We start from the raw sequence: 25045 nt of genomic DNA on the forward strand, positions 1-25045 counted from the left end.
TAGCCGTGGACCGCGGCGATCACCGGCACCTCGCACTCGTAGACCGCCGCGAAGGCGGCGTAGCACCCGCGGTTGGCTCCCACCAGCGCGGTGTACCCCTCGGCCGCCTGCATCTCCTTGATGTCGACGCCGGCGTTGAAGCCACGTCCTTCTGCGGTCAGGATCACGACCCGCACCGCGGGGTCGGCGCCCAACGCGCGCACGAGGTCGGCCAACTCGAACCACCCGGCCACTGTCAACGCGTTGACAGGCGGGTTGTCCATCACCACCTCGGCGATGCCGTCGGTGACCGTGTGCGCTAGAGCCATCGCCAGCCGATCTGATTGCGAGTCAGGTTCGCGCGCACCGTACTAGCTTCGCGGTCATGACGGACCCGCTCGACATGGCCGGCCACGCGGTCATCGTCACCGGTGGTTGCCGGGGCATCGGACGCGGGATCACCCTCCGCTTCCTCGAGCACGGAGCCGACGTCGTGATCTGTTGCCGCCACGAGCCCGAGGCGCTGCCGCTTGCGGGCGGACGCGTCGCGGTGTTCGTCGCCGCCGACGTGCGCGAGCCCGACGACATCGACCGCGTCGTCACCACCACCACCGAGCGCTTCGGACGACTCGACGTCGTCGTCAACAACGCCGGCGGGTCGCCCGCCGCCGACGCCGCGACCGCGTCCCCGCGCTTCTCGACCGCGATCATCACGCTCAACCTCATCGCCCCGCTCAACGTGAGCCAGCGCGCCAACGCGGTCATGCAGGAGCAAAACGGCGGAGGGAGCATCATCAACATCGCGAGCGTCAGCGGCCTGCGGCCCAGCCCCGGTACCGCGGCCTACGGCGCAGCCAAGGCCGGACTCATCGGCCTCACCCAGACGCTCGCGGTCGAGTGGGCACCGAAGGTGCGCGTGAACTGCGTGAGCGCCGGGCTCATCCGCACGGAGCAGTCGCACCTCCACTACGGCGACGAAGAGGGCATCGCCGCGGTCGGTGCCACGGTGCCGCTCGGGCGCATGGGCGAGCCCGACGACATCGCCGACGCGTGCCTGTTCCTCGCCTCACCCCTCGCCCGCTACATCAGCGGCGGGAACCTCGTGGTGCACGGGGGCGGCGAGCGCCCGGCCTACCTCGGCGCGGCGTCGGTCTGACCGACGATGCGGTCGGTCTGCGCCTGCTGCTCGTAGATGAGACGAGCCAGCCAGAACCGCAGGAACGTCGCCAGCGAGTAGCGCAGGAACAGGGTGCCCCCCGCGACGCTCACCGCCACGCCCGCGAGCGCCAGGATCGTGGCGTCGCCCTGCGACAGGGGGTTGGTGGTGCCGTGCGACATGAAGTAGGCGATCACGGTGAGGGCAACGCCGACGACGAGCAGCGCCACGCCCAGCCGGAGCAACTGCCGGTCGCGCGCCGTGGACGGGTCGCGCAGGCGCATCTCGCCGATCTCGGCCTTGAACTCCTCGACCCGTGGCATGTCCCCGGTCCCTGCGGCTTGCGTCATGCTCTCGATCATCGCGCTCATCCTCCCAGGTACGCCGACGACAAGGTGTCCTCGAGGTCTCGGGGGCGGCCGGTCAACGTGACGCGCCCCTGCACCATTACGACCGCCCAATCGGCCACGTCCATCACGATCCTCGCGAACTGCTCGACGACGAGGATCGACACGCCTTCCTTGGCGACGGACGCGACGAGTTGGTAGAGGTCCTCGACGACGATCGGCGCGAGGCCCATCGACAGCTCGTCGAGCATGAGCACGGCCGGGTCGGTGGCCAGGCCTCTGGCCAGCGCCAGCATCTGCTGCTCGCCGCCCGAGAGCGTGCCCGCGAGCTGGGTGTGGCGCTGCCGCAGGCGTGGGAAGCGCGCATAGGTGAGCTCCTCGATGTCGGCGAGCTGCCGCCGGCAGTGGCTCATCATCCAGAGGTTCTCCCTCACCGTGAGGTTCGGAAAGATCCCGCGTCCCTCGGGGATGAGGCACAGACCCCGGCGCGCCAGCTCGTCGGGGCGGGCCCCGTTGACCCGCCGCCCGGCCACGAGGATGTCGCCGCCGCTGGCCGGGTGGAGCCCGGCAGCGACCTTGAGGGTCGTCGTCTTGCCCGCCCCGTTCGGGCCCAGCACGGCAACGACGGTGGCTTCGGGAACGACGAGGTCGACGCCCCGCAGCACGTTGATCCCGTCGTAGGCGGCCCGGATGTCGCGCAGCTCGAGCAGCGGAGTCGAGACCCGATCGGTCGTTGTCGCCTCCGCCGCGAGCGTCATGTCGACCCCGCCGTCGCGCCCAGGTAGGCGGTGAGGACGGCCTCGTCCGACTGGATCTCGGCCGGCGTGCCCTTCGCGATCACGCGTCCGAAGTCGAGCACGGAGATCACGTCGCAGACGGACATCACGAGCTGCACGTCGTGCTCGACGAGCACGACCGCCACGCCCTCGTCGGCCAGCTCCCGCAGCAGGCGGGAGAACTGCTCGGTCTCGCTGTCGTCCTGGCCCGATGCCGGCTCGTCGAGGAGCAGCACCCTCGGGTTGCAGGCGAGGGCGCGACCCAGCTCGACCAGCCGGCCCTGCCCGGTCGGCAGTGACGTGACCCTGACGTCGGCCGTGGCCCGCAGGCCGATCCGCCCGATGATGGCGTCGGTGCGCTCGGCGGGGTCCTCCTTGTCGCGCGACCACCTGCGGTGGATGTCGGCCGCCACCCGGATGTTCTCGCGCACCGTGAGCATGGTGAACAGCTCGAGGCGTTGGAAGGTTCGGGCCAGGCCGCGTCGGGCCCGTTTATAGGGGTTGAGACGGGTGATGTCGACGCCGTCGATCGCGACCGTGCCCGACGTCGGCGGCAGCAGGCCGGTGACGACGTTGAACAGGGTCGTCTTGCCCGCGCCGTTCGGGCCGATCAACCCCGTGACGCGACCCTCGTCGGCCGACAGTGACGCGTCGTCGAGCGCCATGTTGCCGCCGAAGCGCACGCTCACCCCGCGGACGTCAAGTCGGGGCACGGACCCGTACCTGGTCGAGGGCGAGAGCATGGTCGATGGCGGCGACCCGCTCGGGCGTCCACGGGGAGGTGATCCCCACCCATTCGAGGGCCGGCTCGGGCTCGGCGGCGCCTGCGGCCGGCCGGGCCCGGAGCATGGCGGCGGCGTTGGCGGCCACGAACGTCAGCGCGAGCAGGATCACGAAGGGCATGCGTACCACAGCGCCATGGTGGCGAACATGCCCGCCAGCACGGTGTGGTCCCGCCGCAGAGGCAGTACCCCTTCGCTCATGTCCTGCACCGCGCCGCTCGGGTTGCGACCCAGACCGATGCCGACCAGACCGGGGGCCATCGTCGACCACCTCGCCGCGGTGTTGCCGAGCGTGGCGACGAGCGGCAGGAGCCCGTTGAGGCTGGCGCCGGCGAACAGTGCACCGCCGACCAACCCCGCCCCGCCGACGACCACGAGCATGAAGATGGGCAGGCCGATGACGACGTCGAAGCGGGTGGGGTTGATGGAGTTGAGCTGCGTGGCGTACACGGCTCCGCCGAGCCCGGCGATACCGGCCGAGAGGGTGAACACCGCCAGACGGGTGCCGACCAGGTTCAGCCCGAACGTCGCGCAGGCCGCCTCACTGTCGCGTATCGCGAGGAGGCGACGGCCGAAGCCGCTCCTGCGCACCGCCACCACCAGCATGGCGACGGCCACGAACACGACGTTGGCGAGGATCAGCTGCCGGGCCGGGCTGTCGAACGTGTAGCCGAAGAGCTTGAGCGGCGCGACGTCGACCGAGCCGCGCGTGAAGATGCTGATGTGCACCGGCCCGATGTCGAAGTCGGGCAGGTTGAAGATCCAGCGGTCGAGCGCCACTGCGAAGGCGGCGGTGGCGAGGGCCAGGTAGATGCCGGAGAGCCGCAACACCGGTAGGGCCACGAGGGCGCCCACCGCGGCGGACACCACGACCGCCAGCACCACGCCGAGAGGGTTGCCGCCCACCCCGTGGTGCGCCATCACCACCGCGCCGATGCCGGCGAAGCCGAGCTGGGCCAGCGAGATCTGCCCGGCCAGGCCGACCAATGGCACGAGCGAGAGGGCGATGATGCCGATCGAGAAGATCTGGCCGTAGGTGATCGCGTCGACCGAGTCGAGGGTCGTCGCCATCACCACCCCGCCCGCGAGCACGATCCCCGCGAAGAGGAGCGCTCCCCGCATCGACGGTGCCGGGAAGAACTCGCGCAGCCGGCCGTGGGTGCGAAGCCGCGGGTTCGGGAGGACGAGCAGGACGAGGAAGAGGATGATCACCGACGCCGCGGGCCGCAGGCCGATGAGGTACTGGTTGTCACTGGGCAGGTAGCCGAACAGGTAGCCCTCGGTCAGGCCGATGACGATCGCCCCGACGAACGTCAGCGGCAACGAGCGCAGCCGCCCGAAGATGGCGGCGGCGTAAGCGTTCACGATGACCAGTGAAAGCGACGCCGCATCCAGCGCGATGCTCGGGGCGATGAGGATGCCGCCGAGCGCGGCGAGCGACGAGCCGACGGCCCAGCTGTAGATCGCAACGCGGTCGGGCCGGGCGCCGTTGAGCAACGCCAGCGTCCGGTCGTCGACGTTGGCCCGCATGGAGACGCCCATGCGGGTGCGAAACAGGAGCAGGCGAAGCCCGACCGCGACCAGGATGGCGACCGCGATCGTGATGGCCTGGTGGTACGTGATCGTCGTTACTCCGAGGTCGATGGTCTGCCCCTGGAAGAAGGTGGACATCGGCCGGCTGACACCGGGCTTCCAGATCACGTTCGCCAACCCGATCATGCCGACGAGGAGGCTGATCGACACGACGAGCTTCGTCGCCTCGGTCGTGCCCACCAACCCCCGCATGATCACCCGTTCCAGCAGGAGCCCCAACGCGGGCGCGAGGACGACGAGGACGACGAACAGGGCCACCGGCGCCGGCCATCCCCAGTCGAAGCGCAGCTGCCAGTAGGTGAACGCCGCCAGCATCCCGGCCGCGCCGTGGGCGAAGTTGAAGATCCCGGTGGTCGTGTAGGTGAGGACGAGCCCGCTGGAGATGATCGAGTAGATGGCAGCCAGGCTGAGGCCGACGATCGTGAAGATCAGGAGCTTCTCCACCGGGCCCTCCCGTGACTACTTGAGGTCGTCGATGCTCAGGCCCACGTCCTTCAGCGTTACGCCTTTGCCGTAGTCACCCTTGAGGGTGAAGGTGTTCGCCGGGTCGCAGTTGAAGATCCCGTCGGTGGCCTTGAAGCCCTTCGGCACGACGAAGCCGTCGGGCGTCGCCTCGACGACCAGCGAGCACCCCCCGCCGTTCTTGCTGGGATCGGTCGGCGCGTGGAGCCCGCCGCCGGTCCACTTCGTGACCTTCGACGCGTTGTCGTACGCGCAGCGCCGGGTGAGCTGGGAGCCACACTGCTTGGCCGCGGTGGCGAAGAGGAGCCACGCCGAGAAGCCCTGGAAGCCGAGGTAGGCCTTGGACTTCCCGTTCGGGAGGTACTTCTTGAACAGATCGAGGTACTGCTGAGTGGCGGGGTTCGTCTTCGCCAGCGTGTACGGGACGACGGCGCCCGCGATGAACACGTTCTTCACCGCGGCGCCACCGGTCTCGATCAGCTTCGAGTCGACGTGGTTCGCGTCGGCTGTGACCCAGTCGAGCTGGTAGCCGATCTCGGACAGCGCGATCAGCAGCTTGGCCAGGTTCTCGGGCTCGCCCGTGTACACGAGGCCGCGGACGCCGGCGCTCTTCATGGCCTGCGCGAAGGGCGTCCAGCTCGACTCTCCGAGCGGGTTGTACTCGGCGTTGTACACGGTCTTGAACCCGAGCGTGGGCGCCGCCTCGAGCTTCTGATCGTTCACGACCTTCGTGGTCGCGATCGCGCCGGTCAGGTAGCCGACGTGTTCGATCGACGCGGGGAACTGGGCGGCGACGTACCGCTGGGCGGCGATCAGCAGGCGGTCCACCGGGTTGGGCACGGGCTGGACGGTCAGGTCCGCGGCTCGCGCCTGCGGAGTGACCACGAAGCCGGCGATGGTGGGCAGCAGGCACTTCAGCCGGTCCTGCTGACCGGTGTCGTCGAAGACGGCCCCACCGCCGACCATCATGAAGTCCTCACGGCACGACTCGATGACCCGCTGCTTGTACTCCGTCAGCTTGGCATCGCGCTCGTGGACGACGATCTTGCGTCCATTGATCCCGCCGGCGTCGTTGCACCACGCGGCGAACACCTTGGCCGCGTCGAACAGCTCCTGGTTCAGGCCCGGCCTGCCGCTGAAGCCCGGATCGGAGAAGACGGCGGCGGCGATGGAGGTGTCGGTCACGCCGGTCGCGGTGGCACCCTTGGCGTTCCCGGGACCGCACACGTCCTTGAGGTCTCCGAAGGTGCCGGCCGAGGCGCTCTTGGCCGTCGTGGTGCTCCCGCCGCTCGCCTCGGTGTTCTTACTGCTGCGTGAGCACGCGGAAACGAGCACGATGAGCGCCGTCGCACACACCAGCCAACGAGAACGAACCATGTCTTCCCCCTTGGTCCACCAGCGTCGGCGATTCTGACCGACTCGTGAACGCGTTTCAATAGCAGGCTGACGGATCGTCAGAACTCGAGTAGGCGAGGCGGCTAGGGGTGCTGACTGCTCACCGAGACCACCTCGCCGGTCATGTACGACGCGTAGTCACTGGCGAGGAACACGATCACGTTCGCCACCTCCCACGGCTCCGCGGCCCGCCCGAACGCCTCCCGGCGGGTGAGCTCGTCGAGCACCTCGTCGGTGGTGACCTTGGAGAGGAACGGGTGCATGGCGAGGCTGGGCGCAACCGCGTTGACCCGGACGCCCGCGGGTGCGGCCTCGATGGCGGCACATCGGGTGAGGGCCATCACCCCGGCCTTGGCCGCCGCGTAGTGCGCCTGGCCGGCCTGCGCCCGCCACCCGATGACCGAAGCGTTGTTGACGATGGCACCGGCGCGGCGCGGGACCATGTGCCGCAACGCGGCGCGCACGCAGCGAAAGGTGCCGTTGAGCGTGACGTCGAGCACCGAGTGCCATTGTTCGTCGGTCATGTCGACGACGGTCGCGGTGCCGCCCAGACCTGCGTTGTTGACGACCACGTCGAGGTGGCCGGCCGCCTCGATGGCGGACGCGAAGAGCCGCTGCACCTCGGCCTCGTTCGCGACGTCGCAGGCCACGGCCGGCGGCCGCGACCCCATGACCGGCTCGAGCCGCTCGGCCGTCTCCGCCAGCCGGCGCTCGTGGCGGTCGCTGATCACGACGAAGGCACCCTCCTCGGCGCAGCGCCGCGCCGTCGCCTGGCCGATGCCGGTGCCCGCCGCCGCGGTGACGAGCACGGTGCGGCCCTCGAGCAGGCCGTGCCCCTTCACGTCAGGGCTGTTCACGTCAGATGCGTCCACCTCAGGCCCCCGCCCGCGGCTCCGGCGGCAGGCCCAGCACCCGCTCACCGATCACGTTGCGTTGGATCTGGTTGGACCCGCCGTAGATCGTGTCCGCGCGCGCGAACAGGAACATCCGCTGCAGCTCCTCGTCGAGCTCGAGGCGTGGCCCGAGCACGTCGACCGCGAGCTCGCCCAGGTTGCGGTGCCACGTGGCCCAGTAGAGCTTGGTGATGGAAGCCTCGGGCCCCGGTGCGCCGCCTTCCATCGTGCTCAGCGTGCGCAACGCGTTGAACCGCATGATGCGCAAGCCGATCCATGCGTCGGCCAGGCGCTGGCGCATCGCGGGCTGTCGGTCGGCACCGTTGGCCCGGGCGAGCCCGATGACGCGGCGAAGCTCGCGCTCGAACCCCAGCTGCACGCCGAGGGTGGCGACGCCGCGTTCGAAGCCCAGCAGGCCCATCGCCACCCGCCAGCCGCCGTTCACCTCGCCCACGACGTCGGCGCGCGCCGCGCGCGCCCCGTCGAAGAAGACCTCGCTGAACTCAGACGTACCCGTGAGCTGGACGATCGGACGGATCTCGACGCCGGGCTGGCGCATGGGGCACAGGATGAACGAGATCCCCTTGTGCTTCGCCGCCGTCGGGTCGGTGCGGCACACGACGAAGCACCAGTCGGCCCAGTGGGCGAGCGACGTCCACACCTTCTGCCCGGTGAGCACCCACTCGTCGCCGTCGAGGACGGCCCGGGTCTGCACGTTGGCGAGGTCGGACCCCGCGTCGGGCTCGGAGTAGCCCTGGCACCACAGCTCCTCCCCCGCCACGATCGGCGGCAGGAAGCGCCGCTGCTGGTCAGGTGTGCCGAACGCGATGAGCGTCGGACCGAGGAGCGTGTCGCCGATCACGCCCACGCGTGCGGGAGCAGAGGCGCGCACGTACTCCTCGTTGAAGATCACCTGCTGCGCCAGCGTGGCGCCCCGCCCGCCGTGCTCCTTGGGCCAGCCCAGACAGATCCATCCCGCGCGCCCGAGCACACGCTCCCACTCGCGCCGCAGCTCGACGCTCTCGTGCTCGTGGCCCGGTCCGCCCCTGCCCTCGACCGCGGCGAAGTCTCCGACGTTGTGCTCGGCCAGCCAATCGCGGACCTCACGCCGAAAGGCCTCGTCCTCGTCGCTGAAGCGGAGGTCCATGGTTGTCCTACGGGACGTTAGCATCGGCGCTTTGAAGCTCGTCCTGGTGGTTCACGGCCGCCCCGGTGAGCGCACGACCGTGCCGCGCTTGGCCGCCGACGTCGACGGGGTGCGTGCGTGCCTGGTCCACGACGCCGTCGATGAAGGGCCGCCCGACGTCGCCGCGGTGATGTTCGCGTGGGCCGACGACCTCGACGACGTCGACGTCGACGCGCTCGCAGGCGGTCGTCCGGTGACCGGTTACCTCGTCGACGAACGGCCGCAGTGGGATCACGTCGCCCCGTCGGAGGGCGTCACCCGCATCTCCTTCGTCCGAAAACGACCGGGGCTGACCCGCGAGCAGTTCGCCGACCACTGGACGAACGTGCACTCGGCCCTCGCCCGCCGGCACCATCCCGCGCTCTGCCGCTACGTGCAGAACGTCGTGGTCGCGCCGCTGACGCCGGGCGCACCCGAGATCGACGGCATCGCCGAGCTCGGCTTCCGCTCGATCGAGGACATGGCGGCGCGCATGTACGACTCACCCGAGGGGACCGCGGTCATCCGGGCCGACGTGCGCCGCTTCATCGACGCGGGCGCGGGCTGGCGCGTGCTCACGCGTCCTTCTTGGCCAGCATCCAACCCTTGATCATGTCGGTGAACTCGTTGGGGTTGTAGATGTCCTCCTCCCAAGACCACTGGTTGTCACCGGCGTACTTGAGGAGGGTCCAGTTCGGGGCTTCGTGCACGGAGCCGTCGCCGGGGTCGCGCATTCGGTTCTGGATGCAGCACACGACCCAGCCCTTGTCCTCGTCGATGACGTACCACTCGCAGGGGAACTCGGTCATCTCGTCGTTGATCGGCTGCTTCATCGTGGTGGAGATCCACTCGAAGATCGCCTCCCGGCCGTGCATCTCACCGAAGTGGTGCTCGATGTACGTGGCGTCCTCGGTGAACAGGTCGGCCCACGCCCGCCAGTCGTTGGCGGTGCCCGCCTGCTTGGCCACCGCCCGGTAGTGCTCGAAGGCCCGGTCGATCTCGTCGCGGGTGAACGTGCTCATGGGTGCCCCCTGGTCGAAGCCGGCGCGCTGAAGCGTGTCTAGAACCTGTTTCACTTTTTCGGTCGCCCGATGATACGCTGCCGCGGTGGCGAGCATCGCCGACCTGGTGTCGATCCATGCGCAGGACCGGCCCGGCGCCGTCGCGGTGAAGGTCCTCCACGGCGAGCAGCTCACCTACGGCGGTCTCGATCGCCGCAGCAACCGCCTCGCCCGCGCCCTCGTCGACCTCGGCGTGGCCCCGGGCGACGAGGTCGCCGTCGTCTGCTGCGACGCCCACGCGCCCGACCTGCTCGTTGCGCACCTCGCGGCCGGCAAGGCCGGCGCGACGACCATCGTGCTGCCCCCCGACCGGGCCGCGGCCGCGGGCCCGTCGGTCGTGCTGGCCTGCGCGGAGGGGGTGACCGCATGCCACGCCGCGGGCGTGCGTGCGACGATCGTCGGCGACGGCCCCGGGGTCGTGTGGTGGAAGGCGCTCGAGTTGCGACAGTCGGCGGCGCGGTTCGTGTCCCCTGCGCGCGCCGCCGGCGCACCGCTGTCCGTCGAACCGACATCGCTGCCTGTCTCGCTGGAGAACCCGGGCCTGCTCCATGCCGTGCCGCTCTCGACGCGGCTCGGCCTGCACCACGTCGCGCTGGCCGCGCTGGCGGCGGGCGTCCCCCAGATCGTGCAGGCGCCGTTCGACCCGACCACGTTCTCCCGCCTGCTCGCGGCCGCGCCCACCGCGTGCCTACTCCCCTTCCAGGTCGCGCTGCTTCCCGCCGGCTCGCACTGGGTGACCTCCCCGCCGGGCCTGTCCTGGCGCCATCCCGTCACCGTCGACGTCGACGCCGAGGGTGGCTTCGGGGTCGGGCTCGCGGCCGCCGCGCTGATCGCGTGAGCGCGCGCATTCCCCTCGTCGACTACCTGGTGATCGACGGCGGTGAGCCGTACCTGCAGTCCCACGAGTGCACCGGGTGCGGCGCGCTCTACTTCGACCGACGCAACGCGTGCGCCAAGTGCGGCGGGCGCGAGTTCGGTGTGCGTCGCCTCGCCGGCGAGGGCACGCTGCGGTCGTTCACGATCGTGCACCGGGCCGCGCCGGGCGTCCCTGTCCCCTACGTGTCGGCGCTCGTCGACCTCGCGGGCGGGGGGGTCGTGCAGTCCAACCTGGTCGGCGTGCAGCCCGACCCGGCCGGCGTGAAGCTCGGCATGCCCGTGCGGCTCACCACGTTCGCGGCCGGCACCGACGACGAGGGCACCGAAGCCGTCGCCTTCGGCTTCGAGCCCGCTTCCTGAGGAGGACCATCATGTCCGACGCCGTCTGGATCCTGGGCGCCTCGATGACGAAGTTCATGCGCTATCGCGACAAGGACTCGATCGACCTCGCCTCCGAAGCCGCGCTCGCCGCGCTCGATGACGGCGACGTCTCCATCTTCGACATGGGCATCCTGGCCGTGGGCTCGCTGTTCGAGGCGAACGCCATGCTCGGCCAGCGGCTGCAGAAGCAGATCGGCCAGACTGGGATCCCCGTGTACAACGTCGCCAACGCGTGCGCCACGGGGGCGACCGCGGTGCGCACCGTGTTGATGGCCATCAAGGCGGGCGAGGCCGACATGGGCCTCGCGGTCGGCGTGGAGAAGATGGGCAAGGCCGGGCTGCTCGGCGGTGCGGGACGCTCCGGCCGGGACCGCGACGTGTACGAGCGGTCGGGCCGGTACGGGTCGGTGATGTCGGTGGAAGGTGTGCTGGGCACGGGCACGATGCCGGGCGTCTTCGCGCAAGCGGGCATGGACTACGCGCGACAGCACGACGGCGTCGGCCCGAAGCAGTTCGCGGCGGTGGCCGAGAAGAACCACGCGCACTCCACGCTCAACCCCCTCGCCCAGTACCAGTCCGCGTTCTCGCTCGATCAGGTGCTGGACGCGCCGATGGTGTCGTACCCGAACACCGTCCTCATGTGCTGCCCCACCGGCGACGGCGCCGCCGCGGCCGTGCTCGTGTCGGACGAGAAGCTGCGCACGCTCGGCCCCGAGCAGCAGCGGCGGGCGGTCAAGATCTCGGCCTCGGTGATGGCCACCGACCCCTGGGTCGAGTTCGGTCAGGTGCAGCCCGACGTCAACACGGTCACGCGCAACGCGGCCGACCAGGCCTACGAGCAGGCGGGCATCGGGCCGGACGAGCTCGACCTGGTCGAGCTGCACGACTGCTTCGCCACCGCCGAGCTGCTGCACTACGACAACCTGCGGCTGTGCGAGCCGGGCGGGGCGGGCGACTTCATCGACTCGGGCGCGCCGCGCCGCGACGGGCGCACGCCCGTCAACGTGTCGGGCGGCCTCATCTCCAAGGGCCACCCCCTGGGCGCCACCGGCGTCGCCAACCTCTACGAGGTGGCCACCCACCTCCGGGGAGAGGCGGGGGCCCGGCAGGTCGAGGGCGCGCGGGTCGGGCTCACCCACGTCGTGGGGCTCGGAACCGCCGCCGCGGTGCACATCCTCGAGAAGTAGGCCCCGTTCTCGGCGTTCTTGTCGGAGTCAGCTGTCCTGAGGACGGCCCCGTACGACAAGAAGGACTGAAGGCAGCGTCAGGGCTTGGCCCGGCCCACGATCCACATGGAGAAGAACTGCGAGCCCCCGCCGTAGGCGTGGCCGAGCGCGGTGCGGGCCCCGTCGACCTGGTGCTCGCCTGCCATCCCCCGCACCTGCAGCGCCGCCTCGGCAAAGCGGATCATGCCGGACGCGCCGATGGGGTTGGACGAGAGCACACCCCCCGAGCAGTTGACCGGAAGGTCGCCGGTGAACGAGGTGCTGCCGTCGTCGGTCATCTTCCAACCCTCGCCGTCGGGCGCGAAGCCGAGGTTCTCCATCCACATCGGCTCGTACCAGCTGAACGGCACGTAGATCTCGGCCGCGTCGATCTGGCGGCGCGGATCGGAGATGCCGGCCTGCGCGTAGAGGTCGGCCACGCAGTCCTTGCCCGCCTGAGGGTTCACCGCGTCGCGGCCGGCGAACATCGTGGGCTCGCTGCGCATGGCCGTGCCGTGCACCCATGCGGGCGCGGCGGCGCGGTCGCCGCCGGCCTCGTTGGTGAGCACCATCGCGCACGCGCCGTCGGACGACGGGCAGGTCTCCAGGTAGCGAATCGGGTCCCAGAGCATCGGTGACTCCGCCACCTTCTCGAAGCTGATGTCGGTGATGTGGAGGTGGGCGAGCGGGTTGCGCAGCGCGTTCTCGCGGTCCTTCACGCCGACGAGGATGCCGATGTGGTCGGGCGCGCCGGACCGGCGGATGTAGGCGCGGATCAGCGGGGCGAAGTAGCCGCCCGCGCCGGCGAGCGTCGGTGGTGCGAACGGCAGCGGTCGCGACAGCGCCCACATGGCGTCGGACTCCGACTGCTTCTCGAACGCGACCGTGAGCACGCGCTCGTGGACGTTGCCCTGCACCAGGCTGGCGGCGGCGAGTGCGGTCGAGCCGCCGACACTTCCCGCCGTGTGCACGCGGAACATGGGCTTGCCCGCGCACCCGAGCGCGTCGGCGAGATAGAGCTCGGGCATCATCACGCCCTCGAACATGTCGGGCGCCTTGCCGATGACGACTGCGTCGATGTCGCGCCACGTCATCTCCGCGTCGTCCAGCGCGCGCAGCGCCGCCTCGCGGCACAGGCCCGCGATGGACACGTCGTTGCGCGCCGACGTGTACTTCGTCTGGCCCACGCCGACGACCGCGCAGAGCTCGCCGCTCACGCCGCAACGCCCCCGTCGAGCACGCACACCAGGTTCTGCTGGAGGCAGGGGCCCGAGGTCGCGTGCGCGACCGCCCGGCCCGCCCGGCCGTCGATGACGCGTTCCGCGGCTTCGCCGACTCTGGTGAGGCCCGCCGCCATCATCACGTTGGCGGACAGCGCCCCGCCCGACGGGTTGACGTCGACCCCGTCGCCCAGACCCAGCGCCTCGCGCAGGATCGGCTCCTGATGGCTGAAGGGTGCGTGGAGCTCGGCGACGTCGATCGCGCCGTCGACGCCCGCCCGCTCGGCGGCCAGGCGCGTCGACGCCGACGTGGCGAGATCGCGAACCCCGAGGCTGTGCGCCTCGATGCGGTGGTCGATGCCCCGGATCCACGCGGGCCGCTCACACACCCTTCGCGCCAGGTCGCCTGCAGCCAGCACCACCGCGGCGGCGCCGTCGGAGATCGGCGGACAGTCGTGCCGGCGCAGGGGCGACACGAGGTACGGCTCGCGCATGAGGTCGCTCACCGCGTGGTCGCCCTTCACCTGCGCCATGGGGTTGGCCATCGCCGCCTTCCGACTGCGGGCCGCCACCCCGGCCATCTCCTCCTCGGTGTGGCCCGCGTCGAGCCATGCCCGCGCCTGCAGCGCGGCGATGCTCACCGCATCGGGCCACAGCGGCGCCACGTAGTACGGGTCGAGCTGCAGCACGAGCACGTCGGGCAGGTCGCCGAGCGACGACTTGCCGAACGCGTAGACCAGGGCGGAGTCGATGTCGCCGTGCTGCAGCCGCACCCACGCCTCGTACATCGCCCAGGCGCCGTCCATCTCGACGTGCGACTCACGGATGGGAGGCCACGCCCCCACGGCGTCGAGACCGGACACGAAGGCGAACGGCGCACCCGCGAGGTAGTCGCAGCTCCCCGACATGGTGAAGCCGATCTCCTTGCGGCCGATGCCCGAGCGCTCGATGGCCTCGTGCACGACCGGCATGAGGATCTCGACCTCGTTGCGGGTGTCCTCGGCGCGCACGCTGGCCGACTGGGCGAAGGAGACGACGGCGACCTCGCGCATCACACGTACTCCCGGTAGCTGTCGAACGGCGCGTCGGGCTCACCCGTCGGCCGGAAGTGCAGGATGCTCTCGAGCGTGGGCTTGCGGTCGGCCGGGTCGCACCAGACGGCTTCGACGCGCATGCCCATGTGCACGTCGGTCGCGGCGACCTCCTGGATGAGATGCATCAAACCGATGTCGGCCCCGTCGAGGAGGATGGTGGCCGACACGTAGGGGATCTCGATCTTCTGTCCGTAGAAGGGGACGTTCACGACGCAGAAGGTCGTCACCGTTCCCTTGTCGCCGAGCTGCACCTCCTCGTCGGTGGCGACGCCGCACGCCGCGCACGCGCCGCGCGGTGGCACGTACACCTTCCGACAGCTCGGGCAGCGCTGGCCCAGGATCTTCCCCTGCTCGATGCCGCGCAGGAAACGCGACGCCGCCCGTCCCGGCATGAAGCGGTAGACGAGCTTGATGGGCGTGTCGATGATCTCCACCGGGCCGGGGGTGTCGTCGCTCATGTCTCCGGCTCGAAGCACTCGATGTCGGTGATGTGGCCCTTGCGCTCGTCCCGCCAGCGCACCCGCACGCGCATGCCCGTGGCCATGCGCCCTTCGTCGCCGGCGTCGACCATGTGCAGAAGCCCCGTGTCGGCGCCGTCGAGGCGGACGAGCGCCCACGCGAACGGATGGTCGATGAGGTGCTTGGCGCGCGGCGAGGTGACCCAGGCCCAGGTGGTGACCACGCCGGCCGTGCCCACCTCGACGAACTCCGTGAGCGCATCGCCGGTCTCGGGGTCGTACTCGGTCGGCGGCACGAGCACCCGGCCGTCGGTCGCACGGATGCCCTCGATCCGTCGCTCCCGCAGCCCGGTGAGGAACCGGCTGATCACCGGGCCGACGGAACGGGAGTAGGGGTACTCGAGGATGTTCGGCGCGGAGAGGACCGCTTCGGCTGTGTCTGCCATCAGCCGTCCCTACAGCTCGATGACGGTGCGGATGACTTCGCCCGCCTGCATGGCGCGGAACGCCTCGTTGATGCCGTCGAGACCGGACCGTCGGGTGATCATGCCCTCGAGATCGAGCTGTCCACCTCGCCAGAGTCGCAACAGCCGGTGGAAGTCGGTGCGCACGTCGGCCGAGCCGTAGAGCGAGCCCTTGAAGTTCTTCTCGTTGAAGAAGAGCTCGAACGCGTTGAACTGCACGAACTGGTCCATGCGGCCGACGCCCACGACGATCACGTCGCCGCCGCGCCGCGCCGCGTCGAAGGCGGCGCGGATCGTGACCGGGTTACCGATGGCCTCGAACGCGTAGTCGAAGCCGCCGCCACCCGTGATCTGTCCCGAGAGATCGGCGAGGTCTTCCGGCTTCACCGCGTGCGTCGCGCCGAGCTTCCTCGCCATGTCGAGCTTGCCGTCGACCAGGTCGACGGCCACGATCTCGGCCGCACCGGCGACGCGCGCGCCCTGGATCACGCTGATGCCGACGCCCCCGCACCCGAACACGACGACCGATGAGCCGGGTCGCACCCGGGCGGTGTTGATCACCGCGCCCACGCCGGTGGTGACACCGCAGCCGATCAACGAGGCCACGTCGAACGGGACGTCGTCGGGGACCTTGATGGCGGCCTGCGACGAGATGACGACCTCCTCGGCGAACGTCCCCGTCCCCGCGAAGGCAAACAGCGGTTGATCGCCCTGCTTGAAGTGGGGTACCGCGCCTGCCGCGAGGCCGAGCAGGCAGAGCTGGGGCTGGCCCCTCAGGCAGTCGGCGCAGCTGCCGCACGGGGGCATCCACGAGATGATGACGTGATCGCCTTCCGCCAGGCCGGTCACGCCGCCGCCCACGGCGATGATCTCGCCCGCGCCCTCGTGCCCGAGCACCGCGGGGACCGCGGTGGGGATGGTGCCGTTCATCCCCGACAGGTCGGAGTGACAGACACCCGTGGCGGCGATGCGCACCCGCACCTGGCCCGGACCGGGGCCCTCCGCCGTGATGTCGTCGCGAACATCGAGCTTCTCGTCGCCGACGGCCTGCAGGACTGCCGCTCGCATCGCATCGCTCCCGTGTCTCGTCCCGGTTGGGTGGCGCCCGGCGAAGCGTAATCAGAACACGTTCTCGTCGCGGTCGCAACCAGCCACTAGTGTCCGCGCCATGCCTGACCTCGGCTTCTGGGCCATGGCCCGCGACGACCCCACGTACACCGCGCTGGTCGAGCCCGACGGGCGCGAGGTGAGCTCCGGCGAGCTCCTGGCCGAAGCCAACCGGCTCGTGCACGGCCTGCGCGCGTTCGGGCTGCAACCGGGTGACTCGATCGCCATGGTGCTCCCCAACAGCGCGCCCGTGTTCGAGCTCTACCTCGCCGCCCTCCAGGCGGGTTGGTATCTCGTGCCGATCAACCACCACCTCGTGGGCCCCGAGATCGCCTACATCGTCGACGACTGTGAGGCCAAGGCGCTCGTGGCCCACGCCCGCTTCGCCGACGTCTGCATCGCCGCGGCCGACGAGATCGACTTCCCGAAGGAGGGACGCTTCGCCGTCGGCGACATCCCCGGCTTCCGCGCCTACGACGAGCTGAAGCACGGCCAGCCCATCGACCTGCCCGCGGACCGCACGACCGGGGGCGTGATGAACTACACGTCGGGCACCACCGGAAAGCCCAAGGGCGTTCGCCGGCCGCTGCCCGGCACCACGCCGGAGGCATCGTCGATGGGCTTCGGCGGGATGCTCTTCCTCTTCCGGCTGCAACCCCAGGACGACAACGTCCACATCGTGGGCTCGCCGCTGTACCACACCGCCGTGCTCGTGTTCTCGGGCGGCGCGCTCCACATCGGGCACACGATCGTCGTCATGGACAAATGGACACCGGAGGGCATGCTGGAGCGGATCGAGCGCTACCGCGTGACGAACAGCCACATGGTGCCGACGCAGTTCCACCGGTTGCTCGCGCTGCCCGACGAGGTGAAGGAGAAGTACGACGTCTCGTCCCTCCGGCACATGGTGCACGCCGCCGCGCCGTGCCCGCCCGAGATCAAGCGCCGCATGATCGAGTGGTGGGGGCCCGTGATCGACGAGTACTACGCGGCCAGTGAAGGGGGCGGCACGATCGTCTTCCCCGACGAGTGGCTGAAGAAGCCGGGCACGGTGGGCAAGGCATGGCCCATCTCCGAGGTCGTGATCCTCGACGACGAGGGCAACCCGCTCCCCGCGGGCGAGATCGGCACCGTGTACATGCACATGCAGACCGGCAACTTCGAGTACTACAAGGACAAGGAGAAGACCGACAAGAGCCGCAAGGGCAAGTACTTCACCGTCGGCGACATCGGCTACCTCGACGAGGACGGCTACCTGTTCCTCTGCGACCGCAAGGCCGACATGATCATCTCCGGCGGCGCCAACATCTACCCGGCGGAGATCGAGAGCGTGCTGCTGACCCACCCCAAGGTGGGAGACGCGGCCGTCTTCGGCATCCCGCACGAGGACTGGGGAGAAGAGGTGAAGGCGGTCATCGAGCCCGCGCCGGGCGTCGACCCGGGCCCCGCGCTCGCGGACGAGATCCTCTCGTTCTCCCGCGACAAGCTGGCGAAGTTCAAGATGCCGAAGTCGATCGACTTCGTGGCCGAGATGCCCCGCGACCCCAACGGCAAGCTCTACAAGCGCAAGCTGCGCGATCCCTACTGGGAGGGACGCGAGCGGGCCATCTGATGGCGCGGCTGCCCGATCCGCACGAGATCTACGTCACCCTCGACCCGGCGGAGGACGAGCCGCGGGCGCGCAAGCACGCTCTCGTCGCGGAGACCAAGCGGGCCATCGCCCACATCGCGCTGCTCGACGTGGAGCTCGTCGACCGGGCCGAGCTCGACGCGCTGGTGACGGGCATGCGCGCCATCGCCGACCGGTTGGAGGCACTTCCGAGCCTGCGGGCACGCGGCGGCTTGGCGTCGGCGGGAGGGCCCGACTCCGCGCTGCTCGAGCGCAGCGGCATCGCAGGGCGCAGCAACCCGCTCGCCTCACCCCTCCACATGTGGTTCGAGGGCGACAAGGTGCGGGGATGGGCGGTCTACGACGAGCCCTACGAAGGCCCTGCGGGCTGCCTGCACGGCGGGTTCATCGCGGCCGCCTTCGACGACCTGCTCGGGTTCGCGCAGATGGCGTCGGGCCAGGCCGGCTACACCGGCACGCTGACCGTGAGGATGCGCCGACCCACGCCCCTCAACCGCCGCCTCGACTACGAGGCCGGCGTCGATCGCGTCGAGGGCCGCAAGATCTTCGTCTGGGGCAGGTGCCACGACGGCGACGAGCTGCTGTCGGAGGCAGAGATCGTCTTCATCTCCCCGCGGGACGGATCGGTGCCGCGCTGACCCTTGTCAGGCAGGGCGGAAGAACGGCACGCCGATGTCGTCGTCCGCCGTCACGAAGTACGCCTCGACGGCCATGCCGATGCGGACGTCGTCGGGCGCGCAGTGGGTGACGTTGCTCATCATCATCGGGCCCTCGTCGAGCTCGATCATCGCGACGACATACGGCAGCTCGTCGCGGAACGGCTTGGCGTAGTTCTGGCGGATCACGGTGAAGGTGTGCACGGTGCCGTGGCCCGACGCGCGCTCCCATTCGGGGTCCGCGCCGCATACGGTGCAGAGGGCGCGCGGGTAGAACTGACGGTGTCCGCACGCGGGGCAGCGTTGGATGAGCAGCTCGCGGCGCGCCGCCGCCTCCCAGTAGGGCGCGGTGACGTTGTCGGGCCGCGGCAGCGGCCGCAACCACTCGCCGTCGGGTTCCCGGGGCCCGCTCATGGCTCCTCCTTGCCGAGGATCACGGTTCCGATGCACGACAGCCAGCCGCCCGAGCCGCAGGCGAGCGCGAGCGCGCAGTCGGGCACCTGCGCCTCGCCTCCCTGGCCGCGCAGCTGCCGGGCCGCCTCGATGAGCAGGAAGATGCCGCGCATCCCCGGGTGGCACGACGACAGCCCACCGCCGTCTGTGTTGAGCGGTAGCCGGCCGCCCCGCCGCAGATGGCCCTCCGCCGCGAACGGCCCGCCCTCGCCCTGCTTGCAGAACCCGAGACCCTCGAGCAGCACGAGCGCGGTGATGGTGAAGCTGTCGTAGAACTGCACGGTGTCGATGTCGTCGGGTGTGACCCCGGCCTGGGCGAACGCCTCCGCCCCGCTCGCGACCGCGGCCGACGAGGTGAAGTCGGGACACTGGCTGATGTTCCAGTGCGTCTGGGCTCCGGCTGCGCCGAGCACGTAGACCGGCGGCTGACGCAGGTCGCGCGCGCGCTCGGCCGTGGTCAGGATGACGGCCCCGCCGCCGTCGGAGATCACGCAGCAGTCGAGCTTGTGCAGCGGGTCGGCGATCAGCCGTGAGTTGACGACGTCGTCGGCGGTGAGAGGTCCGCGGTACATGGCGTCGGGGTTGAGGCGGGCGTGCTCGCGCACCCCCACCGCGATCTCCGCGAGCTGCTCCGACGTGGTGCCGAACTCGTGCATGTGACGGCGGGCGACCATCGCATAGGCGCCGACCAACGAGTTGCCGTAGGGAACCTCGAACTGGATGGGCCCTGGCACCCGCTGTCCCGTCCGCGCGAACCCACCGGTGCCGAGCGTGCGACCCATGCGCGAGAGCTGGTCGGAGCCGTAGGTGATGAGAACCGTGTCGCAGTAGCCTTGGCGGATCGCTGCAGCCGCGTGCTGCACGTGGAACTCGAACGACGACCCGCCCGTCATGGTGCCGTCGACCCACCGATGGTCGATGCCGAGGTACTCCGCCATCGTCACCGCGTCGTCGATCATCATGCCGCCACCACCGCCGGCGCTGACGTAGCCGTCGATCTCGCGCTTGGCGAGGCCGCAGTCGTCGAGCGTGCGTTGCAGCGCGAGCGCGTGGTGCTGGACCGCGTCGAGCGCGGGCGCCTTCGGATAGTCGCTCAGGCCGATGCCCGCGATGACAGGAGTGCGATCGCCCACGGCTACTTGCGCCGGAACTCGGCCGGACGCTTCTCGGCGAAGGCGCGCGGGCCCTCTTGCGCGTCCTCGGTGGCAAAGACCGGCCAGCCGATCTCGAGCTCGACCGCGAGCGCCTCGTCCTCGGGCAGGCCCTCCGTCGCGCGCACCGACCGCTTGATGGCCTCGACCGCCAACGGCCCGTTGTGCGCGATGACGTCGGCGATCTTCATCGCCTCGTCGAGCGCGTGCCCGTCGGGCACCACCCGGCCGATGAGCCCGATCTCGAGCGCCTCCCGCGCGCTCACCGGCCGCGCGGTCAGCAGGATGTCCATCGCGATCGTGTAGGGGATCTGCCGGCGCAGGCGCACGGTGGAACCGCCGAGCGGGAACAGCCCGCGCTTGGCCTCGAACACTCCGAACGTGGCTCCCTCTCCGGCCACGCGGATGTCGGTGGCCTGCAGGATCTCTGTGCCGCCCGCGACGGCGAAGCCCTCGACCGCGGCGATCAGCGGCTTCTTCAGGTGGTAGTGGCGCAGGAGCGCCTTCCAGTGGAGGTCGGGGTCGGCCTCCCGCCGCCGCTGGTACTTCTCGTCCACGGGGCCGCTCATGGACTTGAGGTCCATGCCCGAGGAGAACGCGCCTCCCGCGCCGGTGAGGACCGCGCAGCGAACGTCGTCGTCGCCGTCGATCTCGTCCCACGCGTCGGCCATGCCGACGAGCATCGGCAGGCTCAGCGCGTTCTTCGCTTCCGGCCGGTTCATGGTGACGACGACCGTGTGCCCGTGCCGTTCGACCGTGCAGTGCTCGGTGCCGCCCACGACGCTCCTCTCGGTTGCCCGGCAAAGTAGGAACATGTTCTACTACGCGGGATGCACTTCAACCTCGCCGACCTCTTCGAGGCGGCGGTCGACGCCTTCGGCGAGCGCGAGTACCTCGTCGCCGAAGGCAAGCGGCGGACGTACGAGGAGATGGAGGCGCGGGCCAACCGTCTCGCCCACCACCTCGCCGCTCAGGGCGTCGGCCCCGGCGACCACGTCGGCATCTACGCGTACAACTGCGCGGAGTGGGTCGAGGCGCTCTGGGCCGTCTTCAAGCTCCGCGCGGTGTGGATCAACATCAACTACCGCTACGTCGAGGACGAGCTCGCGTACATCTTCGAGAACGCGGACCTGAAGGCGCTCATCCACCAGCGGGAGTTCGGGCCCCGGGTCGACACCGTGCGCAAGCACCTCCCGCTCCTCCGGCACACGCTCGTGATCGAGGACGATTACGAGGACGCGCTCGCCGCGCAGTCGCCCGAACGCGACTTCCCCCCCCGATCGGGCGACGACCTGTACATCCTCTACACGGGCGGCACCACAGGCCTGCCCAAGGGCGTCGTCTGGCGCCACGAAGACGTCTTCTTCGCGCTCGGCGGTGGGATCGACCCCACCACCAACGAGCGCGTCGACCGGCCCGAGGCCATGGTGGACAAGGGGAGGGCGGGCGGCCCGCTGACCTACCTGCCGATCGCCCCGCTGATGCACGGGGCCACGCAGTGGGCGGTGATGGGCCAGAGCTTCATCGGCAACAAGGTCGTGCTCGTCGGCAAGTTCGACCCCCGCCGGGTCTGGGAGCTGGTCGAGCGCGAGAAGATCAACGGCGTGATGATCACGGGCGACGCGATGGGGCGTCCGCTCATCGAGGCGCTCGAGGACGCGGGGGCCCACTACGACCTGTCGTCGCTGGTCGTCCTCACGAGCAGCGCGGCCGTCTTCTCGCCGTCCGTGAAGGACCAGTTCTTCGCCCGCTTCCCGAACCTCGTCCTCACCGACGCGATCGGCGCGTCGGAGAGCGGCACGAACGGGATCACGGTGGTGCAGGCGGGGAACACCGCGATGAAGGGTGGCCCGACGGTACGGGCGGTCGTCGACACGGTCGTGCTCGATGCGGACGGGAAGCCGGTCGAGGCCGGGTCGGGCGTGATCGGCAAGGTGGCCCGCCGCGGGAACATCCCGCTCCGCTACCTCAAGGACGAGCTGAAGACGGCGGAGACGTTCGTCGAGATCGACGGCGTCCGTTACGCGATGCCCGGTGACTTCGCCACCGTCGAGGCCGACGGCACCATCACGCTGCTCGGCCGCGGCTCGCAGTCGATCAACTCGGGCGGCGAGAAGATCTTCCCCGAGGAGGTCGAGGCGGCCGTCAAGTCGCACCCGGCCGTGTACGACGTGATCGTCGTGGGCGTGCCCGACGAGCGGTGGGGACAGAAGGTGGCCGCGGTGGTGCAGGCGCGAGCGGGCGCGGCCGCGTCGCTGGAGGAGATCCAGGCGCACTGCCGCACGAAGATCGCGGGCTATAAGGTGCCGCGCGAGCTGCACCTCGTCGATCAGATGCAACGGTCGCCGAGCGGCAAGCCCGACTATCCCTGGGCCAAGCGGATCGCCGAGGCCGGCGCCGCCCGGGGCGCGGGAACAGCCTGAGAACGCGAAGACACAGGGAGAGGCGACATGCAGACACGGCTTTGTGAGCAGTTCGGGATCGACCTGCCGATCTTCGCCTTCAGCCATTGTCGCGACGTCGTCGCCGCCGTCAGTCGAGCAGGGGGCATGGGCGTGCTCGGCGCGCTCGCGTTCTCGCCCGAGCAGCTCGAGATCGAGCTGAGGTGGATCGACGAGCACGTCGACGGCAAGCCCTACGGCGTCGACGTCGTCATGCCCGCGTCGTACACGGGCGCGGGCGAGATCGACCCCGAGCACATGGCCGACGAGCTGGCCGACATGATCCCCGCGCAGCACAAGCAGTTCGTGGAGAAGGTGCTCGAAGAGCACCACGTGCCCAAGCTCACCGACGACGACGAGAAGCCCGTCGGCCTGCTCGGCTGGACCCACGAGGGCGCCCGCCCGCAGGTCGACATCTCGCTCTCCCATCCGATCAGCCTGCTCGTCAACGCCCTCGGGCCGCCGCCGAAGGACATCGTCGACCTGGCGCACGAGCACGGCGTGAAGGTGGCCGCGCTCGTCGGGAGCGTGCAGCAGGCCCAGCGTCAGGTGAACCAGGGCGTCGACATCATCGTGGCCCAGGGCCACGAGGCCGGCGGGCACACGGGAGAGGTGGCCTCGATGGTGCTCGTGCCCGAGGTGGTCGACGCGATCGCGCCGGTGCCCGTGCTCGCCGCGGGCGGGATCGGCAACGGCCGGCAGATGGCGGCTGCGATGGCCCTCGGCGCGGACGGCGTGTGGACAGGGTCGATCTGGCTCACCGTGACCGAGAGCGACATGGGCCCGATCGTGATCGACAAGCTGCTGCACGCGTCGTCGCGCGATACCGTGCGCTCGCGCTGCCTGTCGGGGAAGCCCGCCCGTCAGCTGCGCACCGGGTGGACCGATGCGTGGGACCGCGAGGACTGCCCGGGCACGCTGCCCATGCCGCTGCAGTACATGCTGACGGCCGAGGCCCAACGCCGCATCGCCAAGGCCCAGACCGCCGAGCTCATCGGCATCCCTGTCGGTCAGATCGTCGGCACCATGCGCAACGTGCGCCCGGTGAAGGACGTGATCTTCGAGATGGTCGAGGAGTTCGTCGACGCCAGCGAACGCCTCGGCAAGCTCTTGTCGGACTCCTAGAGGCGCTCGAGGATGGTGCCCGTCGCGAGCGCGCCGCCACAGCACATCGAGATGAGCGCGAGGGTCTTGTCGCTGCGCTCGAGCTCGTGCAGGGCGGTGGTGACGAGCCGGCTCCCGGTCGCACCCACCGGATGGCCGAGGGCGATGGCGCCGCCGTTGACGTTGACCTTGTCCATGTCGGGCTCGTGCACGCGCGCCCACGAGAGAGCGACGGAGGCGAAGGCCTCGTTGACCTCGAACAGGTCGATGTCGGCCATCGTCATGCCCGCCTTGTGCAGCACCTTGCGGGTGGCGTCGACCGGACCGTCGAGGTGGTAATAGGGCTCGGAGCCCACCAGAACTTGGGCCACGATCCGGGCGCGAGGGCGCATCCCTGCCGCCTTGGCGCGCGCCTCCGACATCCAGAGCACGGCGGCGGCGCCGTCGGAGATCTGTGAGCTGTTGCCCGCGGTGTGGATGCCGTCGTCGAGGACGGGCTTGAGCTTGGCCAACCCTTCGATGGTCGAGTCGCGCGGCCCCTGGTCACGGTCGACGACCGTCACCTCGAGGCCGTCACCGCCTTCGGCCACCTCGACGGGCACGATCTCGCGGTCGAAGCGGCCCTCCGCCTGGGCGCGTGCCGCGTGCTGCTGTGAGGCGAGCGCGAAGGCGTCGACGTCGTCACGCGTGATGCCCCTGCGCACGGCGATGCGCTCCGCCGCGCCGAACTGGTCGGGCATCTCGGCCGGGTAGCCGGGCGGGCGCGAGGTGCCGGGCCCGTTGATGACGTTCATCCCGAGGCCCACCCGGCTCATGGCCTCGACCCCGCACGCGATGCCCACCTCGATGGCGTCGGCCGCGATGAGGCCGGCGACGAGATGGTTGGCCTGTTGCGACGAACCGCACTGGCAGTCCACCGTGGTGGCGGCCACCTCGTAGGGCATGCCGGCGCCGAGCCACGCGTTGCGGGTGACGTTCGACGCCTGCTCCCCCGCCTGCGTGACGCACCCGCCGATGAGCTGCTCGACGTCGGACGGGTCGAGACCCGCCCGCTTCACCACCTCGACCTGGGCGGCCGCGAGGACGTCGGCCGCGTGCAGCCCCGACAGCCGGCCGTTGCGCTTCCCGATCGGTGTACGGACGGCTTCGACGATCACAGGTTGGGCCACGGTGCTCTCCTCCGACGCGGTCGCCGT

General features: G+C 70.3%; 28 protein-coding genes. 9 read left to right on the forward strand and 19 right to left on the reverse strand.

Going from position 1 to position 25045, the window contains the following annotated elements:
• A partial coding sequence (locus E6G06_20825; protein ID TML86308.1) for an enoyl-CoA hydratase occupies positions 1-308 on the reverse strand: 308 nt, incomplete at its 3' end.
• 56 nt (positions 309-364) lie between these two features.
• Between E6G06_20825 and E6G06_20830 the strand changes: the two genes are divergently transcribed.
• Positions 365-1135 (forward strand): SDR family oxidoreductase, encoded by a 771-nt coding sequence (locus tag E6G06_20830; GenBank protein TML86309.1) that lies wholly within the window; start codon positions 365-367, stop codon positions 1133-1135.
• Here E6G06_20830 and E6G06_20835 read toward each other — a convergent pair.
• From E6G06_20835 to E6G06_20870, 8 genes are all read right to left on the reverse strand, one after another.
• On the reverse strand, positions 1111-1458 hold the full coding sequence (locus E6G06_20835) for a hypothetical protein (protein ID TML86357.1): 348 nt from the start codon (positions 1456-1458) through the stop codon (positions 1111-1113). The two genes, E6G06_20830 and E6G06_20835, sit on opposite strands and share 25 nt — an antisense overlap.
• A gap of 44 nt (positions 1459-1502) precedes the next feature.
• Positions 1503-2240 carry an ABC transporter ATP-binding protein gene (locus E6G06_20840; protein TML86310.1) on the reverse strand — a complete coding sequence of 246 codons (738 nt, stop codon included), beginning with the start codon at positions 2238-2240 and terminating at the stop codon, positions 1503-1505.
• On the reverse strand, positions 2237-3001 hold the full coding sequence (locus tag E6G06_20845; protein TML86311.1) for an ABC transporter ATP-binding protein: 765 nt from the start codon (positions 2999-3001) through the stop codon (positions 2237-2239). The genes E6G06_20840 and E6G06_20845 overlap by 4 nt, the downstream gene beginning before the upstream one ends.
• A complete protein-coding gene (locus tag E6G06_20850; GenBank protein ID TML86312.1) occupies positions 2958-3170 on the reverse strand; it encodes a hypothetical protein in 213 nt (70 codons plus the stop codon). The genes E6G06_20845 and E6G06_20850 overlap by 44 nt, the downstream gene beginning before the upstream one ends.
• Complete coding sequence (locus E6G06_20855) at positions 3149-5077, reverse strand: ABC transporter permease (protein ID TML86313.1); 1929 nt, start codon at positions 5075-5077, stop codon at positions 3149-3151. The genes E6G06_20850 and E6G06_20855 overlap by 22 nt, the downstream gene beginning before the upstream one ends.
• A 15-nt stretch (positions 5078-5092) precedes the next feature.
• Positions 5093-6472, reverse strand: coding sequence for an ABC transporter substrate-binding protein (locus tag E6G06_20860; GenBank protein TML86314.1), 1380 nt, complete (start codon positions 6470-6472; stop codon positions 5093-5095).
• A 101-nt stretch (positions 6473-6573) separates the two neighbouring features.
• A complete protein-coding gene (locus tag E6G06_20865) occupies positions 6574-7347 on the reverse strand; it encodes an SDR family oxidoreductase (GenBank protein ID TML86315.1) in 774 nt (257 codons plus the stop codon).
• 16 nt (positions 7348-7363) lie between these two features.
• Positions 7364-8530, reverse strand: coding sequence for an acyl-CoA dehydrogenase (locus E6G06_20870; protein TML86316.1), 1167 nt, complete (start codon positions 8528-8530; stop codon positions 7364-7366).
• 31 nt (positions 8531-8561) lie between these two features.
• On the opposite strand from E6G06_20870, the gene E6G06_20875 reads away from it, so the two are divergent.
• Complete coding sequence (locus E6G06_20875; GenBank protein TML86317.1) at positions 8562-9158, forward strand: EthD family reductase; 597 nt, start codon at positions 8562-8564, stop codon at positions 9156-9158.
• On the opposite strand, the gene E6G06_20880 is transcribed toward E6G06_20875, so the two are convergent.
• Complete coding sequence (locus E6G06_20880; GenBank protein ID TML86318.1) at positions 9124-9666, reverse strand: nuclear transport factor 2 family protein; 543 nt, start codon at positions 9664-9666, stop codon at positions 9124-9126. The genes E6G06_20875 and E6G06_20880 overlap by 35 nt on opposite strands.
• On the opposite strand from E6G06_20880, the gene E6G06_20885 reads away from it, so the two are divergent.
• From E6G06_20885 to E6G06_20895, 3 genes are read left to right on the forward strand one after another with little or no spacing between them, the layout of a single operon-like run.
• Positions 9656-10447, forward strand: coding sequence for a hypothetical protein (locus E6G06_20885; GenBank protein ID TML86319.1), 792 nt, complete (start codon positions 9656-9658; stop codon positions 10445-10447). The two genes, E6G06_20880 and E6G06_20885, sit on opposite strands and share 11 nt — an antisense overlap.
• On the forward strand, positions 10444-10845 hold the full coding sequence (locus E6G06_20890) for a hypothetical protein (GenBank protein ID TML86320.1): 402 nt from the start codon (positions 10444-10446) through the stop codon (positions 10843-10845). The genes E6G06_20885 and E6G06_20890 overlap by 4 nt, the downstream gene beginning before the upstream one ends.
• 11 nt (positions 10846-10856) lie before the next feature.
• Positions 10857-12053 (forward strand): thiolase family protein, encoded by a 1197-nt coding sequence (locus tag E6G06_20895; protein TML86321.1) that lies wholly within the window; start codon positions 10857-10859, stop codon positions 12051-12053.
• 77 nt (positions 12054-12130) lie between these two features.
• Here the strand turns inward: E6G06_20895 and E6G06_20900 are convergent, their stop codons facing one another.
• The 5 genes from E6G06_20900 to E6G06_20920 all read right to left on the reverse strand — a co-directional run bounded on the left by E6G06_20900 (position 12131) and on the right by E6G06_20920 (position 16375).
• Positions 12131-13288 (reverse strand): thiolase domain-containing protein, encoded by a 1158-nt coding sequence (locus tag E6G06_20900; GenBank protein ID TML86322.1) that lies wholly within the window; start codon positions 13286-13288, stop codon positions 12131-12133.
• Positions 13285-14346, reverse strand: coding sequence for a lipid-transfer protein (locus E6G06_20905; protein ID TML86323.1), 1062 nt, complete (start codon positions 14344-14346; stop codon positions 13285-13287). Before E6G06_20905 ends, E6G06_20900 begins: the two co-directional genes overlap by 4 nt.
• Positions 14343-14777: a Zn-ribbon domain-containing OB-fold protein gene (locus E6G06_20910; protein ID TML86358.1), complete on the reverse strand. Its 435-nt coding sequence runs from the start codon at positions 14775-14777 to the stop codon at positions 14343-14345. Before E6G06_20910 ends, E6G06_20905 begins: the two co-directional genes overlap by 4 nt.
• A 62-nt stretch (positions 14778-14839) precedes the next feature.
• A complete protein-coding gene (locus tag E6G06_20915) occupies positions 14840-15289 on the reverse strand; it encodes a DNA-binding protein (GenBank protein TML86324.1) in 450 nt (149 codons plus the stop codon).
• A gap of 9 nt (positions 15290-15298) precedes the next feature.
• Positions 15299-16375, reverse strand: coding sequence for a Zn-dependent alcohol dehydrogenase (locus E6G06_20920; GenBank protein TML86325.1), 1077 nt, complete (start codon positions 16373-16375; stop codon positions 15299-15301).
• 100 nt (positions 16376-16475) lie between these two features.
• On the opposite strand from E6G06_20920, the gene E6G06_20925 reads away from it, so the two are divergent.
• The gene (locus E6G06_20925) at positions 16476-18026 is read left to right on the forward strand and encodes an acyl-CoA synthetase (protein TML86326.1); all 1551 of its coding nucleotides are present in this window, start codon (positions 16476-16478) and stop codon (positions 18024-18026) included.
• Positions 18026-18682, forward strand: a complete 657-nt coding sequence (locus E6G06_20930; protein TML86327.1) for a PaaI family thioesterase — start codon at positions 18026-18028, stop codon at positions 18680-18682. The genes E6G06_20925 and E6G06_20930 overlap by 1 nt, the downstream gene beginning before the upstream one ends.
• A 6-nt stretch (positions 18683-18688) precedes the next feature.
• Here the strand turns inward: E6G06_20930 and E6G06_20935 are convergent, their stop codons facing one another.
• The 3 genes from E6G06_20935 to E6G06_20945 are packed head-to-tail and all read right to left on the reverse strand — an operon-like array spanning position 18689 to position 21083.
• On the reverse strand, positions 18689-19114 hold the full coding sequence (locus E6G06_20935) for a Zn-ribbon domain-containing OB-fold protein (GenBank protein TML86328.1): 426 nt from the start codon (positions 19112-19114) through the stop codon (positions 18689-18691).
• The gene (locus E6G06_20940; GenBank protein TML86359.1) at positions 19111-20373 is read right to left on the reverse strand and encodes an acetyl-CoA acetyltransferase; all 1263 of its coding nucleotides are present in this window, start codon (positions 20371-20373) and stop codon (positions 19111-19113) included. Before E6G06_20940 ends, E6G06_20935 begins: the two co-directional genes overlap by 4 nt.
• Positions 20289-21083, reverse strand: coding sequence for a crotonase/enoyl-CoA hydratase family protein (locus E6G06_20945; protein ID TML86329.1), 795 nt, complete (start codon positions 21081-21083; stop codon positions 20289-20291). Before E6G06_20945 ends, E6G06_20940 begins: the two co-directional genes overlap by 85 nt.
• A gap of 51 nt (positions 21084-21134) precedes the next feature.
• Between E6G06_20945 and E6G06_20950 the strand changes: the two genes are divergently transcribed.
• Both E6G06_20950 and E6G06_20955 read left to right on the forward strand, forming a co-directional pair.
• Complete coding sequence (locus E6G06_20950; protein ID TML86330.1) at positions 21135-22727, forward strand: acyl-CoA synthetase; 1593 nt, start codon at positions 21135-21137, stop codon at positions 22725-22727.
• A 27-nt stretch (positions 22728-22754) separates the two neighbouring features.
• A complete protein-coding gene (locus E6G06_20955) occupies positions 22755-23870 on the forward strand; it encodes a nitronate monooxygenase (protein ID TML86331.1) in 1116 nt (371 codons plus the stop codon).
• Here E6G06_20955 and E6G06_20960 read toward each other — a convergent pair.
• The gene (locus E6G06_20960) at positions 23867-25018 is read right to left on the reverse strand and encodes a steroid 3-ketoacyl-CoA thiolase (GenBank protein ID TML86332.1); all 1152 of its coding nucleotides are present in this window, start codon (positions 25016-25018) and stop codon (positions 23867-23869) included. The two genes, E6G06_20955 and E6G06_20960, sit on opposite strands and share 4 nt — an antisense overlap.
• Positions 25019-25045 lie beyond the last annotated feature (27 nt).

Source organism: Actinomycetota bacterium (genome assembly GCA_005888325.1).
Classification (GTDB): Bacteria; Actinomycetota; Acidimicrobiia; order Acidimicrobiales; family AC-14; genus AC-14.